This window comes from Terribacillus aidingensis (genome assembly GCF_040703035.1).
Taxonomy (GTDB): domain Bacteria; phylum Bacillota; class Bacilli; order Bacillales; family Amphibacillaceae; genus Terribacillus.
Genome location: NZ_CP159996.1, coordinates 979727 through 996203, shown reverse-complemented (window position 1 = coordinate 996203; position 16477 = coordinate 979727). Strand labels below are relative to the sequence as shown.

Sequence of the window (16477 nt, the reverse complement as noted above, 5' to 3'; positions counted from 1 at the left end):
TTATCTTAACCAGTTTACCATTATTGTCACCTTTTTGCGAATGCTAAAACGCTACAACGAACCAGTTTTCTGCGTTTTTTCAAGCTGAAGCAATTTAGACTGTTGAGTCCATTCAGGTGCCGGTTCTTCCCACGTGAATAAAATAATCTGCTGCACATCCGCAGCAGCCTGAAGTATAGGAAGAAAGCGCCCTCTTCTTTCAATATCTGTATGGCTGAATGCGTCGTCAATCAATAACGGAAAGCTCTGCTGCATACCAAGATGTCGGGAGAGTGCAAGCCGCATGCAAAGATAAAGCTGCTCAATCGTGCCTCTTGAAAGCTGTCCCAAGGCAATGTCCCTGCTGTATCGATCTTTCACAACCAAACTACCCGCTTCTGTCAGTGCCAGCCCGCCATACTGATCTGCTACCTGAGAAAACAAACTGCTCGCTTCTCTAAGGACTTTCGGAAATCGTTCTTCCTGAAACGTTCTTTTTGTTTGTGAAAGCATATCGTAAGCAAGTTTCCGTACAGCCCACTTTCGTCCAGCCGCTGTCAGCACTTGCTTCTGCCGCTGCAGCTCATGATAAGCTGCTGATGCTGTTGTGTCCGATTCAAGGTCAGCAAGCTTAACTTGCAGCGTGGCGGCGTGCTGTCGACATTTATCTAGCTCCTCCTCCACAGCCTCTTGTTCCGTTTCAAGTTTGGCAATCACTTGCTCCACTCTATCCTGCTCATATTCCACTTCTACTGAGCTGTACTTTCCGTCTGGCAGAATGGCTCTTACCTGCACATGAAAATGCTCCAATTCTTCGAGAAGCTGCTTTCTTTTCCGATATTGCTCTGCTGCGTGCAGGAAATGATGGTAGTCATTAGCTCCGCCTTCTTCAAGCAAAATAGCTTTTTGTTCCTGTAACGGCTTGAGCTTCTTATCCAGCTCTTGTAAATACCGCTGTATCTCCTGCTGTCGTTCAAAAAGCTGTTCTTTTGCGTGTCTTAGCTTTTGCTGTGACTCGATTACATATTCTGCTTGCTCTATTATTTCCTCTGGCCGTACACCAATTGTTACACCCATTATGTCACCCAGCCGGTCAATAGAATCCGTATAGCGCTGCTGCTCCTCTTCAAGCTCTCGCTTTACCCTGTTCTGCGTATCTGCCAGCTGCTCTTTTGCTTTCCACTCGTGAACCGCTTTCTCCCAATACACTAGTGGCACGTCCGTTAAGAAAGGAAATTTCTCTATCTGAATAGCTATCTGTTGCTCCAGATACTCTCTCCTTATTACTTGCTCAGACTGTTCTTGCTGTAACTCCATAAGCTGTACTTCCAACGGGTGACGCTGCTCCTCCAATTGACGCCAGCGGACTCGCAACTCTTTCTGTTCTGTGAGTTTTTCGGATATATAGGAAGAGCTCTCAGAATGACCTCCGGGCTGAAGTCCAAGACGCCAATTCAAACCAGCACCAACCAGCAGAAAAATACCACTTCCAGCTAAGAGCCAATTTGCAGTCAAAATACCAATACCACTTAATAGCCCTGCAAAAACAACCAAAAGGATAATAGGTGAAATTGTTCTCTTACGTAAATCATTTCCTCTATGTTTTCTGTCATTCTTGTTGTGAAGTTCCCTATATTCCTTTTCTGAAAGCAAACTCTGATGGATCCTATTTTGCAGATGATCCATTTTATCTATTTCCTGTCTCTTCTCAGCGATAGACTGGTGAATTCGCTTACTCTCTGCCTGCAAAATCATCATTTTTTCCTGAAGCGGACGCCATTCCTCGGAGGCTTCCGCCATATGTGAATTCCAGGCAAAATATTCTGGATACGGATAGCTGAGATGCACACGAGCTAACTGATTTCGAAGTTTATCACGCTCTTCCTCCAATAGCTCGATACGTTTCTTCACAGCTGTCCAGTCTGTCCTGGCACCCAGTTCATACAATTCCTTGTACAAGTCATCTTTCAACAACTGCTCTTTTGTCGACACCAAATCCTTTTGTATTAAAGCAGATTCCTTCTTGTGGACATGATATTGAGCTTCCAAAGTCTGAAGCTGATACTGGATCTTCTGCATCTGTTCGAATCCTTCAGAAGGAAAACCTTCCACATGTTCGAGCTGCTTCAGCTGTTCCTTCGCGAAAGCGGCCTTCTTTTGCCATGGAATAGCTTGCAGTACTTGTTTCTGGACACGGATCTTAGCGCGAAGCTCTGCCTTGTGATTTTGCAGTTCATTTGTTTTTTCAAGTGTTGCGCGCAGTTTCTCTTTATCCGGCTGATAAGCCGCTTCCTTGTCTGTTAGCTCTTGTACAAGGCGTTCCTGTTCTGAGACGGTATGCAGCATAGCATTGATTCTCGGCTTCCTTCCTTGAGGACGGAATAGCTGCTGCAATTCCTGCTGCAGCTTTTTCTCCAGCTTATGAACATCTGCTGATCCTGTCTGACCTGCATCCAATAGGACTTGTCCCAGATGTTCTTTGTCTGTCAGCTGCAAAGAAACAAGTGCTTCCGTATCCAATGTGAAAACCTGGCGGAATACGGAAGCATCCATACCGCCAAGCTGGTCCTCCAGCCACTGCTGATCTTTTTGTTCAGAACCTATATAGCAGACAGCTTCACCATTATGCCGATCCAGGATCCTTTCGACAACTGCTTGTCCACCAGGTAAACGGAGAGTGAGTCTTCCGCCTGGAGTACCCCCTGTCCTTGGTTTATAAGAATCCAGTTCCCGCGTACGCATCCCAAATAATATGTAGATAAGAAAAGCTTTTAATGTGGACTTACCAGCCTCATTCTCCCCCTGGATGATCACAAGAGAGCTCTCTTGGAAATCGAAAGTATAATCATGCCATTTACCGAAATCATAAATATGTCCGCTGCTGATTTGCACCGTTATTCTACCTCCAATAAAGTTTGGAGCAGCAGTTGTTTCGCTTCCCCAAGCAACTCCTGTAATTCTTCCTCAGAATAAAACTGCTGGATCTTACGGTATTGACGATTTCCCATCAACTCCTCCAAACTGCGTGTCATTTCATCCGCTGAATAGGAAGTGGTGTACAGCGCTGCAGTGAAGTCGTTACGTTCCAGAAGCAGGTCTTCCTTCATGTCAAGGGTTGCCTGTACAGTGAAACCCGCAAGTACAAGCTGGCTGCCCAGATTCTGCTGCTGCTCATTGATAATTTCAAGCAGCTCCTCCAAGTGCTCCTCCTGGCTCCATCGCATCAATAGATGAGCAGGACCATGGAATATCACGTGAAGTACAGCATCCCCAAATGCTTCCTCCCATCGGAGACAGCTTTCCAGCAAAATCTGTTCCACATCATATAATGCTGATCCTTCTTTGACATCCACGTCCACTGTTTCAAATCGGATATCCTGCAAGGGAAGAAATGACATAACACAGGATTGGCCCTTCAACTCCACCAAATAGCAGCCTTTCTCCCCAGACTCTTTGCGATGTCTGCCCTGAATATTCCCCGGGTATACAATAGGCGGCTGCTCTGACAATACCTCGCGTTTATGTATATGCCCAAGCGCCCAATAATCAAAGCCGGTATGTTTCAGCTCATCTACGCTGAAGGGAGCATAGACATCCGCATCTCCGCCTGTCCCCAGACTGCCATGGAGCATGCCTATCTGGTAAATCCCTTCTCCTTTGGCTTCGTACTCCAGTGCCTTTCGAGATTTAATATGTCTTGTCGTATAACTGAACCCGTGGATCGCCGCTGCTGGCTCACCATTCTTCTCATGGAAGAATGTTTCCACTTTTTCGGATTGAAAAATATGTACATTGTCCGGGTAACTCATCATTGGCTGTTTTCCTGTAAAATCATGATTTCCATACTGCATGTACACATCAATACAGTGCTCTTGCAACTCTTTACAGGCTTCGCGCAAGGCTACAAGTGCTTTTAGAGATTGTCTGTTGGCATCAAAGATATCTCCAGCCAGTAAGATAAAATCCACTTTTTCCGATATTGCACATTGTACAAGCTGTTTCAAGGCTTGGAAAGTGCTTTCCTGCAGCCGGCTTTTCATAGCAGGATGCGCAGCAGTCAATCCTTCCATTTGGCTATCCAGATGAAGATCGGCAGCATGAATGAATGTTAGTTTAGGCAGCATAGAAGGTTCCTTTCTTTAGTCGTCGTTTGCTTCTATAGTAGCATGCACCTCTTGCGAATGCACGTTCGGTTTCAAAACAAAAGAAAACCCCCATGCCAAATGGCAAGGAGGTTTTTGCTTACGCCTCTGGCTGTCCGTAAAGCTCTTCCAAAGGTTTCGTGATGATTCTGCTGATATCATTGATTGCGATGTTCAGACGCTGTTCTTGTTCCATCAATTTTGCAATTTGTTCGTCCTGCTGCACTACTTGAACTACGCTTTGTGCTTTTTGAACTTCTTCTTCTGTAATTTCCTGTCCTTGCATTTGTTTTTGCTGCAATTCAAGTTGGATGTTACGGAAGTTTTCGAACATCTGCTTGGAAGATGGATCGTTCATTACCGTATCATAAGCGGCTTTCAAGCCTTTGAATTCATCACTTTCACGGATTGCTTTTTCTAAGTCATACGCATGATCGTACATATTAGCCATGGGTACGTACCTCCTCATTTTTACTCAAGTTCCACTATAACAAACCGATAGAGCGCTGTATAGTTCGAGCCATCAGATAAAAAGCGCGATAACTCCCTGAACGATCCCGATGATACCACCCAACAGGAATCCGAGGTATGTGATCAGCTTGAATTCTTTATTAGAGATAGCCAGGACAAGCTCTTCCACTCGTTCCAGAGGAAAACCGGATACTTCTTTCTCGACCATCTTGGAAAGCTCCAATTGTTCCATGATGACCGGCACCTGCTCAGATAGACGCTGGAGAACTCGTCCGACAAGTATGGTCAGCTTTTCTTCTATTACATGGTCTTGAATATCTTTCGTATACACTTGGATTGGTGTGTCTAGCAGCTCATCAAATGGGATCGATTTCCTAACCACTTGCTGAATAGCCTCTTCCACTGTTTCTAGACCAATTGTTTCCGTTACATCGCCTACTGTCTTGCTCATCAGCTTATTCAGCTCACTAGTAAGCAGCTGCTGCAGCCAGCGGCGGGTGCCTTCTGACCCGACAGATTCGATGATAACAGGCTGAATTTTATCGACTGCACTGCTAGGATCCATAAAAGAGGACAGCATACTGCCAAGAAAACCCCTGCCTTGCAGAAAGCTTTGGACAAGCTCCTGTATTTTGCGACGGCCATCGTAGCTATCCATATAAGCTGCGAGCATCTGCTGAATATGCATTGCTGCTCTGTCAGCAGCAGCCTCTGTCTTTTCTTTCAATTCTTCTGGCAACAAGCTGCCTAGTTCTCTTTCTGCTTGTTTTTCCAGCTGTGTTTTTAGTAATTCAGCAGTCTTTTTGTGCAAAATATCCGTATCCACATCTACATTAAAATCTAACAGCAGCTGACGCAATGTTCGTTCTGAACGCAAAAAACGGAACACTTCACGTTTTGCCCAACTGTTGACCTTCAATTGGAAGCCTTCATCAACCAGCCTTGCTTGCATGCCCTTCGGCGTAAGAAGATGGTCAACGACCGTTTTTCCAAGCGAACGGGCCAAGTCACTTCTGCGTTTTGGTATTAATCCCGGAGTAAATGGAACTCGCCACTTCCCTATATATATAGCGCGATGAGGCTTAAACAGCATCTTTATCGCTAAGTAATTCGTGATACCGCCAATCAAGGCACCAATAAGCGCCATGGATAAAATCAACCAAATATCTCCACTATTCATGTTGTATCGACCTTTCTGTTTACTTCGGTTTTAGTATAATACAAATAACACCAATTACAAAGAAACAGATTGTATGGATAGGAGAAGTGCGTATGAAGGAGGAACTGGAAAGACTATTTTCGGGTATCATAACGGCAGACAGCCTTAATGGACTTGATACGAATACATACCATTGGTTTCGATTGGAGAATGGGGAGATTATCGGTTTGCCAGCCAATCAGCTGAACGAACGCGAACTTGCCTTACTTCATCACTTTGGTTCACCTGTTACAATACCAACTGGCAGCAGTACAGATACAGCCTGGTATCAACTGCTGCACGGCGGAAAAACAGCGGATGAACTAACCGAGAATGCTCTATATTCGTCTGGCTGCCGCTTCATTTTCTTTACTGTAGAGGGGCGTGTTAAACCCGAGGTGTTCAGGGAAGCAATGGATAGTCTGACTGATCATCCGCTTGCATGCCTGTGGTTTACGAAGCAAACAGGCTTACTGATCGAGAGCCGTCAAACAGAACCTATTCTTTATGAAAAAGTCATCGACATGCTTATGTATGATTTATCTGTCCCGCTCCGACTATTCGTAAGTCCTTGGCTGCATTCAGTAAAACACGCTTCTGAACAATATGAGTGGCTGCTGACAGTGTACAAACAGATTCCATTCCATTCAGCCAACCACGTGCTTCATTTCCATGATGCGTTACCGCAATTGATCAGTATGCTGGTGCCGGAAAATGACCGAAAATATATCATGCATCACATCCTGCAAGGATTGCAAGAAGACGACGAACTGCTTCGGACAGTGAATATGTATTTCACTTGCAATCAAAATCTTACTCTTACAGCGAAAAAGCTGTACATACACCGCAATAGCTTGAATTATCGTTTAGACAAACTAACAGAGAAAACTGGTCTCGATATACGGAAATTCCAGGATGCGTTTGCCCTATACTTGGCGCTGCATAACCTTCCATAAAGAAAGAGGCACCGAAACGGTGCCTCTCTTGCCATCAATATTCAATTAGAATTGACCGCCGCTAAGCTGAGACTGTGCAGAAGCTACAAGACGTTTAGTGATCTCTCCACCGACAGATCCGTTAGCACGAGAAGTTTCGTTGCCATCAAGACCTACACCGAATTCTTGTGCGATTTCGAATTTCATTTGATCAAGTGCTTGTTGTACGCCAGGTACTAGCAATTGGTTTGAGCTGTTGTTGTTCGCCATGTTTGTTCACCTCCTATGCCTATAGTTTGGGCAAGAAGGCGCTTTTTATCAGGCTTACTTATTGGAACTCCTGGTCAAACATGGCAGTTACTTCGGATAAGTCATTTCTTCTGGTTTTATATAGGAATCGAATTGTTCTTCTGTCAGTAAGCCGCTTTCTACAGCTGCTTCCTTCAATGTTTTATTTTCAGCAAAAGCTGTCTTAGCAATCTTGGCAGCATTTTCATAGCCGATATGTGGGTTCAAAGCTGTCACAAGCATTAAGGACTCTTGAAGATTTTTTGCGATTTTTTCCCGGTTTGGTTCAATTCCGACTGCACAGCGATCATTGAAGGAAAGCATACTGTCGGCCAGAAGCTGCGCAGATTGAATAAAGTTATAAGCAATAACGGGTTTGAATACGTTCAGCTCAAAATTTCCTTGGCTGGCTGCAAATCCAATTGCAGCATCATTGCCCATCACTTGCACAGCTACCATCGTCACAGCTTCACTCTGGGTAGGATTCACCTTACCAGGCATAATGGAGCTTCCAGGTTCATTTGCCGGAATTTCAATTTCACCGATTCCGCAGCGCGGCCCGCTTGCCAGCCAGCGTACATCATTAGCGATTTTCATCATATCTGCCGCAAGACCCTTCAGCGCCCCATGTGCATACACGAGCTCATCATGACTTGTCAGAGCATGGAACTTATTCACAGCTGAAATGAATTCTTTTCCAGTAGCCTCAGATAGTTCACGGCAAACCTTCTCAGAGAAATCAGGATGGGCGTTCAAGCCTGTACCTACTGCAGTTCCGCCAATTGCAAGCTCCTGCACAAACGGCAGGCTTGTCCTGATCATCTGTTCCGATTTTTCCAGCATACGATGCCAGCCGCTGATTTCCTGTCCGAGTGTTAGCGGTGTTGCATCTTGCAGATGCGTACGGCCTATTTTCACGATATTCTGAAAAGCATCTGATTTTTCTTTTAGCGTTGTTTTTAGCTGGTTCAAAGCAGGCAATACCACATCTTCCAGCTGTGTCACAGCAGCTATATGTAGAGCTGTCGGGTAAGTATCATTGGAGCTTTGAGACTTGTTGACATCATCATTAGGATGCAAACGCACTTCTTTTCCTTGTTCTTCAAGCCACTTGTTTCCGACATAAGCAATAACTTCATTGACGTTCATATTCGATTGTGTCCCGCTGCCTGTCTGCCAGACAACTAGCGGAAAATGATCATCCAGCTCACCGCTTGTAATTTGATCCGCAGCATAGCCGATTGCATCACTTTTATCTTTTTCCAATAAACCTAAATCATGATTGGCCTTTGCGGCGCTTTTCTTAAGCAAAGCGAAAGCGTATACAATTTCTTTCGGCATTCTTTCTGAACCAATCGGGAAATTCTCCCTGCTCCGCTGTGTTTGCGCTCCCCAAAACTTATCTGCAGGTACCTGAATTTCACCGATAGTATCTTTTTCCACACGAAATTCCATTTTACTTCCCCTCTCCAAAGTCTTCATTTGATAAGGCATCTTTATTGTAACAAATAATCTCTAATTTTGCGGCTATCATCTTCGGAAGGTTGGCCATCTTTTCATTTTTGAAAAAATTTAATAATTTCGCTACCTTTCCGGTTTACAATATGTTAGAATCGAGTTGAGTTAATAATCAATCAATTTTATTTCGTGCAGCATTTATAAAGCACATTTGGACAAGTAAGTTTTAGGCATACCTTCTATGCCGCTAAATCTGTATGTGACCTCCCATCACATAAATTGGAGCCACTGCCCATTAGGACAGTGGCTCTTTTTCAGCTCTTAAGATCGGACTCCATTTGGAAATGCTCCTCCAATGTCGTTCCTTCCTCATATATTTGCTTCGCCAGATCTTTTCCGACATATCGGATGTGCCATGGCTCATAGCTGTAGCCAGTTATATCGGACTTCCCTTCTGGGTAGCGAATGATGTAACCATATTCATGTGCATGTTCTGCCAGCCATTTCCCTTCATCTGTATCGATGAAAGTCTCTTCCAGCGCTAATGCCATCTCTGCAGATGTCAAATCGATAGCGAGCCCTGTTTGGTGCTCACTTCTGCCCGGTCTGGAAGATACTTTATCCGTCTCTTCCTGTCCTTGGGTCGCTACGTTATTCTCATAAATTTCCTTTTGCCTTGCTTCCGATCGGTACCCGCTTGCAGCCACAAGTTCCATCCCGTCCTTCTGGGATGCGTCGAACAGCTCTTCCAATGCTTCCGCTGCTTCTTTACGCATTTTCCGCTTCTCCAGATGCTCACTGAAGTAAAACGGTACGTCCGGCTCAACTAAGTCCTTCGGTTCCCAGCCATCCGGAAACTTTCTTGTTTTGTTCACGACAACTTCGATACTATCCGGATTATCCACCGTCACTGGTTTCTCGATTGTGCCTACCACATCTTCTGCTTCTTCCTGATGCTGGTCAGGCTTTGCCTCAGCGGTTTCCTCAGCAGCAGTATCTTCTTCCTGTGCTTGTTCTGCCTGCTGATTGTCGGTCTGCTTCTGGGCAGTTTTATTTTCATTTGTGTCTTGATTCTGGCTTGTTTGCTGGCTTTGACATCCAGCTGCAACTAACACAGCGCTAAGTGCAGCAAACAGCATCAAACGCTTCATTTCTAAAATCTCCTCTTCGTACATCTAGTTTTGAAAATATTATAGCATAGGTGCTAATTATTTTCGCACGTAAAAAGACCTGCCTTGTCCGATGACAAAACAGGTCCTATAAAAATTTTATGTTATTCCAAAGTATAGGGGCGGTAAGCTGCACTTAATTCCTTGAATCGTTCCGCGTCTTTTTGGTCGATGCACTCATTAATCTGTGCTTCCAGTTTATTCTTGTTCCAGGTAAAGTAAAATTCATCCAGCATAAGTCTTGTGGCCAGCTTCACTTCAAACGAAATTTCCCGTTTAGCAGTAACATAAGCACGCTTCCTCTTCGTTCTTTGCAGACGATAGACAACTTTATGCTTTTTCATGGAACGATTCCCCCTGGTTCCTTTTTTCCATTATGCTGGATTCACATTAATTTTGCAACAATTTTCTGATTTATCCGTTAAATTAATGTAAATGCGGAACGGGGTGATGTTTTTGTTCATTCGGATCAGGCGGTTTGACAAATTTCAATGTCAGTAATGCTGCAACAAAAGCTGCTCCAGCAAATGTAACGATTAACCAAATAAAATCCACTTTCAACAAAATGGCTACAGCAGGCGGACCAGCAGCAACACCTACGTAGCGCATTGCACTTAACAATGATGTGATTGTCCCGCGAACATCCTTTTCCATATTGCTTGTAACCAAAGAATCCAAACAAGGCAGACCTGCTCCGATTCCTACGCCCGCAACAAGGAATACCGCCATCATGAAGAAAATTCCCTTTGAGAAATAGAGAGCAATTGTTACGATACCCGCAACAAGCACACCTGTGAATATAATCCACTTCATCAGCTTCCCGTTATTTTTGATCCATTTACCTGTCAGGTAGGATGCCAGACATAATGCTGCCAGTGGTATAGCCAAAACTGCACCCTTCAGTATGCCGTGCATGCCGTACTTCTCTTCCAATACCGTGCTCAAATAGAATAGGATACCGAAAAGAAGAAACATAAGAATGGCCCCAATCAGGAAGGTAGCTGTAAGCCAGCCGCCATGTTCATGAAATGTCGCCTTCGTGTTTTTCAAGAATGTCTTAAAATCATTGCCTTTTTTATCATCTTTCGGCTTTTTAATAAGAAAGAGCACCAATAAGAAGGAAATTGCACAAAACACAGGGATCGCATAAAATGGCAAATACCAAAGGAACCCCGCCAGCAGTGCTCCAAGCACTGGGCTCAATACCTTCCCAAAAGTATTAGCAGTTTCAACAATACCTAGTGTGGCACTGACGTCCTCTTCTTTTTCAAACATATCTCCGACTAGCGGGAGTACAACTGGTGCTGCACCTGCAACACCTATCCCCTGCAGTATCCTTCCTATCAGGATCCATATATACGGATTATCACTGCCAACAGCAAATATCCCAGCTATCAGTCCGCCAGCTCCAGCTATAACCAACGAAGGCAAAATAACTGCTTTGCGTCCGAAACGATCGGATAAGAAGCCAGCAACCGGGATGAATATGATAGCTACAATGGAATAGAATGTAATGATAAAACTTGATTGCAGTTTGGTTATATCCAATTCCTTTTCCATCAGCGGAAGCACGGGCAGCAGCATGCTGTTCCCAAGTGTCATGATCAAGGGAATGGATGCCAATGCTACAATTGCCCAGCGCATATCTTTTGGTGATTTTCCTGATTTACTTGTTGAAGCATTTTTTTCACCCATATGTCGTCTCCTGCCTTTCACAAACTACTTTCATTTTCTGCAAGACAGGAGTTTTTTATCCAATGAAAAAATCCCAGACGAATCTGGGATTAATTTGCCTGCTGCAGCAGGGCTTCTTGATCTGCATAAGTCCAGTAACAATTGCGCCAGCCTTGTTCTCGAGCCAGCTCCTCGAAGTTCTCTGCCTCGCTACCGTAGAAACGGATGATCGCTCGCTCTGGTGTCTCTTCCTCGGGACCGATCACGATATCCAGGTCCTTGTAAAACCGTACCCCTTCCAAGCTGCCTTCTATAATGATCTTTTCCTGGCTCATTTTTTTCAACCCCTTTGTATAATGATGAATCAGAAGAATATAATGTACTATCTTGTACCCATTCTGGACATGCATTAACCGTTCCTGCTCCAGAATCAGATCGGAGGAAATTTTACATATGGGCCAGTATGATAATCTGAAAGCTGGTGAGAAAGGAGCTTTGCTCAGCATAGCTGCATATTTGCTGTTATCCTTTATCAAATTGCTTGTCGCCTATGTCGGTGATTCAGATGCCTTGCTTGCCGACGGGCTGAACAATACAACAGATGTCGTAGCCTCTGTTGCCGTATTAATCGGACTGCGCATCTCCCGCAAACCGCCTGACACTGACCATAGATACGGTCATTTCCGGGCGGAGACAATCGCATCTTTAGTTGCTGCCTTCATCATGATCACCGTTGGTCTTCATGTCTTGTTTGATACACTGGAGCGTTTAATGGAGCCGGATTATGTCCAGCCTGATATGCTGACAGGCTGGACTGCTTTAGGCGCAGCAATCGTTATGATGCTTGTATACCGTTACAATTCCACCTTGGCTAAACGAATCAAAAGCCCCGCACTTATGGCTGCTGCACAAGACAATCGATCAGACGGGTTGGTCAGTATAGGTGCTTTCGTAGGAATCTTCGGAGCTCAGTTCGGCTATTATTGGCTGGATCCTCTGGCAGGCTTCATCGTAGGAATACTGATCTGTAAGACAGCATGGGATATCTTTTATGATGCAACCTATTCCCTTACGGATGGATATGATGTGGACAGGTTATTGAAGATCCGTCATAGCATCCTCGAGGATAAAGATGTTTTGGAGGTTGTCGAAATCAAAGCAAGACTGCACGGTAATCAATCCCTCGTTGATGTCATTATCCGAGTCGACGCATCTCTCAATGTAAAAGAAAGCCATGCCATTACGGAAAGATTGGAAAGGCTCCTTATCAAGAAGCATGATATATTCCATACTTTCATTCATATCGAACCATAGAAAAAAAGCCTATACCAAGCATGGTATAGGCTTTACTTTATTCCTCATCCTGATTTGTCAGGATGACTGGACCATCTTTTGTGATGACGACTGTATGTTCATATTGAGCGGATAAAGAACCGTCGACTGTACGAGCCGTCCAGTTATTATCATCCATTTGGCTGCCCCATTCACCGATATTAAGCATCGGTTCAATTGTGATGACCATACCTTCTTTCAAGCGTGGTCCTTTATTCGGCAACCCAAAGTGCGGGATATGCGGATCTTCGTGGATAGTAGGACCGATTCCATGTCCTGTGAAGTCACGCACGACTGAAAAGCCTTCTGCTTCTGCGTATTCCTGGATTGCATGGCCGATATCACCGATTCTCGCGCCAGGCTGCGCTTTTTCAATTCCTTTGTACAAGGATTCTTTTGTTACTTCAAGTAATCGCTGTGCCGCTTCACTGATTTCACCGACTCCATAGGTCCAGGCAGAATCCGCTAAACCACCATTTAAATTAACAACCATGTCGATTGTTACGATATCTCCATTTTTCAATGGCTCGTTTCTTGGGAATCCGTGGCAAATTTCATCATTTATAGAAGCACAAGTTGCATATGCGTAGCCATTGTAGCCCTTCTGCTCGGCTGTTGCGCCATGCTTGGCCAAATACTTCTCCACGAATTGATCGATTTCCATTGTTGTAATGCCCGGCTTGATCATGTTACGGATTTCTTTATGAATATCAGCAAGCAGCTGTCCAGCCGCTCGCATCATTTCTATTTCACGCTCACTTTTGCGATTAATCATATATTTCTCTTCCTTTCTGACGACAAAGCTTGCTTTTCCACTATAGAGTGTATCATATTATGCCAAAACGTTTAAATCGTTACGCTGATTTCATTCAATCCAACCGTTAATTGTCCTTCATATTGGAATGACTGGCAATCAGCAAAGCGAATACAAGCAGGACTATCGCAAACGCATACAGAAGGATTGTAAGAGGATTTTCATGGTCAATGATAATCAGCCGTATGATTGCTGTGATCCCTATGTAGATAAAATAGCGAAGCGGAAAATGGTAGTCATGCGTGAAGTACTTGATGATCAAACTGATGAACTCAAAATAAAGGAAATAAACGATGATTCCTTCCGCCAGATAAAAGTAGCTTACCTCTTCATTGCGTATTAGCAGTACATCGAAGATGAATACTGTTTTCTTCAGAAGGAAGACGACAAGTATCATTGCTAGGATGGTCAAGGTAATATTCAATACTGTTTGAAGAAATACGGCAATAAATGCCGTTTTCTTTTGCAGATTCCGCATTTTACTACCTCCTATGCTTGTCTTAAATATACTAGTAAGAGCGACATGATATGCGGAGGGATATAGCCTTTTTTTATGGCAGATAACCTTGAATATTTGGTAAGGAAAGCTCAGAATGGAAGTAATAGACAAGGAGGTCATACAGTGATACAAATCGACCATGTACATAAGCAATATGGAAATAAGAAAGCTGTGAGCGACGTCAGTCTGACAGTCCCTTCTGGAAAGATATTTGGTTTTCTGGGGCCAAATGGCGCCGGTAAATCTACTACGATTAAAATGGTGACGGGTATCCTTCCAGTTGATTCTGGAACTATCACCGTTAATGGGAAAGACATTACTTCGGACACAATCGCTGCAAAGCAGGAATTCGGCTACGTGCCAGATAGTCCAGATTTATTCTTGAGGCTGAAGGGTTTAGATTATCTTCATTTTCTAAGTGATATTTATGGGATTGCCGCGGATGTGAGAGAAGCAAGGATTGAGGAATACAGCAAGATGTTCAGTATCTACGAAGCATTAGGAGATCAGATTAAAACGTATTCACATGGAATGCGGCAGAAGCTGTTTATCACCGGAATGCTTGTACAGCAGCCATCTGTCTGGATTCTGGATGAGCCAATGACTGGATTAGATCCGAAATCTTCTTATCAACTGAAGGAACTAATGCGAAATCATGCAGCAAACGGCAATACGGTCTTTTTCTCCTCTCACGTGTTGGAGGTAGTGGAACAGCTTTGTGATGAAGTGGCCATTATCCGGAAGGGTGAGCTTCTTTTCCAAGGCACTTTAACGGAAATGCGAGAGAGGTTCCAATCAGATGATAGCTTGGAGCATATCTTCCTGGAGCTGACTCAGGATGTTTAAACCGATCCGCTCCCTCATCCGTATTCAGCTCAAGATGCAGTATGCCAACGTATTCCAGAAACCGAGTGTAATTATAGGATTGGTATTCGGGATAATTGGTCTCCTTTTTCTTGCTATGATGTTCGGCGGATATATGTTACAGATCATTGATGTCATGTATAGCTTACTGGAACCGTCCGGTAATACCGATGCAATTTTAGGTACCTTATTCTTGATGAATTTCTTCCTCATTTTCATCTTATCATTAATGTTAATCATGAATACGTTCTATTTTACGGAGGATATTACGTCATTCCTTCATTTGCCGGTCCACTCTTATCAGCTGCTTATCGCTAAGTCGCTGAATCCGCTTATTTATGTCTATTTGCTTACAGCTGCCATGTATTTACCTGTTAGTATTTTCTATGGCACATTAAGCGGTGCCGGCATTATGTATTATGTCTTTGTCCTGCTTCTTTTCTTCCTGATTCCAACCATTCCGTATGCATTAGCAGCTGCTGTCGTTATGTTCGCCATGCAGTTCGTCAATAAAGGAAAGAACAAGGATAGAAGTAAGGTCATCGGCGGTATTATCGGATTTGTTCTACTCATCTTGCTGAATGTCGCCTTACGCTTACAGCAGGATCCAGAGCAAATCGCACAAGTGATAGCTAACAATGCCGAAAAAGGCGGATTGCTGCAGCTGGCAACATTGTATTACCCGCCTGCATCGCTAATGTCACATATACTTACAACTGCAGGATCCTGGCAAAGCGTGCTTTACTTTGTCATCGTATTACTGCTTGCAATTGCCGCGGGGCTGCTCTTCTTTGCAGCTGCGCAGAAGTTCTATCTAAAGGGCGCATTAGGTCTTAATACTGGTTCAGGCAAAGTATTCAGCGGCAAAGGTTTAGGTCGTAAACCAAAGTCGATAATCAGCGCATATCGTGCCAAAGAAATACAGACCATCTTTCGGACACCGACATTTTTCTTACAATGTGTCGCTGGCGCTTTCGTTATGCCTGCACTATTGGTCGTCATCTTCTTCATGGGGGATTTTGCTTCTGCTACAACGATGATTGAAGGAATAAGCGGCAGCATGTTATTTGTGGTTATCCTTTTTGCGAACGTCTTTTCAGTCGGACTAAATCCGATTAGCATCGTCAGTTTCTCAAAAGATGGGCAAAGCTGGGAAGCGCATCTGTTTCTGCCATTAACCATGCGTCAAATCGTCCTTGCCAAGCTGCAAGCCGCGTTCTTGATCAATTTGCTCCCCCTTACTGTTTTATTTGTAATCGCTATACCTGTGATACAGATGAATCTATGGGAAGCCATGATATGGGTGGTCATCGCATTGTTTGTTAACACAGCGGTAACAGTAGTCGGAATGGTCAGCGATTTACTTTATCCGAAGCTCGGGTGGACAGAAGAGACAGAGCTATTTCAAAACAGGCTGGCAACTTTAGTGTCCATTGTAATATCAGCAGGAGCATTCGTTTTCCTGTTTGCTTTGCTGCTCATCCTGAGAATGTCGATGGTCGTTGCATTTATTGTCACAGTACTGTACATCAGTGCGGTTATCGTTCTCCTACTTTATATTGTCAGCAGACTGCTGAAGACTGCCGACCGAACGAGCCTCTCCAGATAAAAAGAAGCTTTGCACGAATTTGTGCAAAGCTTCTTTATTTATGAA

General features: G+C 44.1%; 16 protein-coding genes. 4 read left to right on the top strand and 12 right to left on the bottom strand.

The window, feature by feature from the left end:
- Window positions 1-51 precede the first annotated feature (51 nt).
- The 4 genes from ABXS78_RS05390 to ABXS78_RS05375 all read right to left on the bottom strand — a co-directional run bounded on the left by ABXS78_RS05390 (window position 52) and on the right by ABXS78_RS05375 (window position 5772).
- The gene (locus tag ABXS78_RS05390) at window positions 52-2871 is read right to left on the bottom strand and encodes an AAA family ATPase (protein WP_366249244.1); all 2820 of its coding nucleotides are present in this window, start codon (window positions 2869-2871) and stop codon (window positions 52-54) included.
- 2 nt (window positions 2872-2873) lie between these two features.
- Window positions 2874-4103, bottom strand: coding sequence for a DNA repair exonuclease (locus tag ABXS78_RS05385; RefSeq protein WP_366249243.1), 1230 nt, complete (start codon window positions 4101-4103; stop codon window positions 2874-2876).
- A 118-nt stretch (window positions 4104-4221) separates the two neighbouring features.
- Window positions 4222-4572: a YlbF family regulator gene (locus ABXS78_RS05380; RefSeq protein WP_095223743.1), complete on the bottom strand. Its 351-nt coding sequence runs from the start codon at window positions 4570-4572 to the stop codon at window positions 4222-4224.
- Window positions 4573-4644: 72 nt separating this feature from the next.
- Window positions 4645-5772, bottom strand: a complete 1128-nt coding sequence (locus ABXS78_RS05375; protein WP_366249242.1) for a DUF445 family protein — start codon at window positions 5770-5772, stop codon at window positions 4645-4647.
- A gap of 92 nt (window positions 5773-5864) precedes the next feature.
- Here ABXS78_RS05375 and ABXS78_RS05370 point away from each other — a divergent pair, with 92 nt between their 5' ends.
- Window positions 5865-6746, top strand: a complete 882-nt coding sequence (locus ABXS78_RS05370) for a helix-turn-helix domain-containing protein (protein ID WP_366249241.1) — start codon at window positions 5865-5867, stop codon at window positions 6744-6746.
- 45 nt (window positions 6747-6791) lie between these two features.
- Here ABXS78_RS05370 and ABXS78_RS05365 read toward each other — a convergent pair whose 3' ends face one another.
- The 6 genes from ABXS78_RS05365 to ABXS78_RS05340 form a co-directional block, all read right to left on the bottom strand.
- Window positions 6792-6995, bottom strand: coding sequence for an alpha/beta-type small acid-soluble spore protein (locus ABXS78_RS05365; RefSeq protein WP_095223740.1), 204 nt, complete (start codon window positions 6993-6995; stop codon window positions 6792-6794).
- Between the two features lie 87 nt (window positions 6996-7082).
- Window positions 7083-8468, bottom strand: a complete 1386-nt coding sequence (gene fumC / locus ABXS78_RS05360; protein WP_366249240.1) for a class II fumarate hydratase — start codon at window positions 8466-8468, stop codon at window positions 7083-7085.
- Between the two features lie 317 nt (window positions 8469-8785).
- Window positions 8786-9622, bottom strand: a complete 837-nt coding sequence (locus tag ABXS78_RS05355; RefSeq protein WP_366249239.1) for a M15 family metallopeptidase — start codon at window positions 9620-9622, stop codon at window positions 8786-8788.
- Window positions 9623-9744: 122 nt separating this feature from the next.
- Window positions 9745-9984 (bottom strand): IDEAL domain-containing protein, encoded by a 240-nt coding sequence (locus tag ABXS78_RS05350; protein WP_366249238.1) that lies wholly within the window; start codon window positions 9982-9984, stop codon window positions 9745-9747.
- Between the two features lie 82 nt (window positions 9985-10066).
- Window positions 10067-11335: an MFS transporter gene (locus tag ABXS78_RS05345; RefSeq protein ID WP_366249237.1), complete on the bottom strand. Its 1269-nt coding sequence runs from the start codon at window positions 11333-11335 to the stop codon at window positions 10067-10069.
- Window positions 11336-11424: 89 nt separating this feature from the next.
- Window positions 11425-11649: a hypothetical protein gene (locus tag ABXS78_RS05340; protein WP_366249236.1), complete on the bottom strand. Its 225-nt coding sequence runs from the start codon at window positions 11647-11649 to the stop codon at window positions 11425-11427.
- Window positions 11650-11767: 118 nt separating this feature from the next.
- On the opposite strand from ABXS78_RS05340, the gene ABXS78_RS05335 reads away from it, so the two are divergent.
- Complete coding sequence (locus tag ABXS78_RS05335; RefSeq protein ID WP_366249235.1) at window positions 11768-12628, top strand: cation diffusion facilitator family transporter; 861 nt, start codon at window positions 11768-11770, stop codon at window positions 12626-12628.
- 37 nt (window positions 12629-12665) lie between these two features.
- Here ABXS78_RS05335 and map read toward each other — a convergent pair whose 3' ends face one another.
- A complete protein-coding gene (gene map, locus ABXS78_RS05330) occupies window positions 12666-13421 on the bottom strand; it encodes a type I methionyl aminopeptidase (protein WP_366249234.1) in 756 nt (251 codons plus the stop codon).
- Between the two features lie 106 nt (window positions 13422-13527).
- A complete protein-coding gene (psiE, locus tag ABXS78_RS05325) occupies window positions 13528-13938 on the bottom strand; it encodes a phosphate-starvation-inducible protein PsiE (protein ID WP_366249233.1) in 411 nt (136 codons plus the stop codon).
- A gap of 144 nt (window positions 13939-14082) precedes the next feature.
- Between psiE and ABXS78_RS05320 the strand changes: the two genes are divergently transcribed.
- Together ABXS78_RS05320 and ABXS78_RS05315 are read left to right on the top strand one after the other, a co-directional pair.
- Window positions 14083-14805, top strand: coding sequence for an ABC transporter ATP-binding protein (locus ABXS78_RS05320; RefSeq protein WP_366249232.1), 723 nt, complete (start codon window positions 14083-14085; stop codon window positions 14803-14805).
- The gene (locus ABXS78_RS05315) at window positions 14798-16432 is read left to right on the top strand and encodes a hypothetical protein (protein WP_366249231.1); all 1635 of its coding nucleotides are present in this window, start codon (window positions 14798-14800) and stop codon (window positions 16430-16432) included. The genes ABXS78_RS05320 and ABXS78_RS05315 overlap by 8 nt, the downstream gene beginning before the upstream one ends.
- Window positions 16433-16477: the final 45 nt, after the last annotated feature.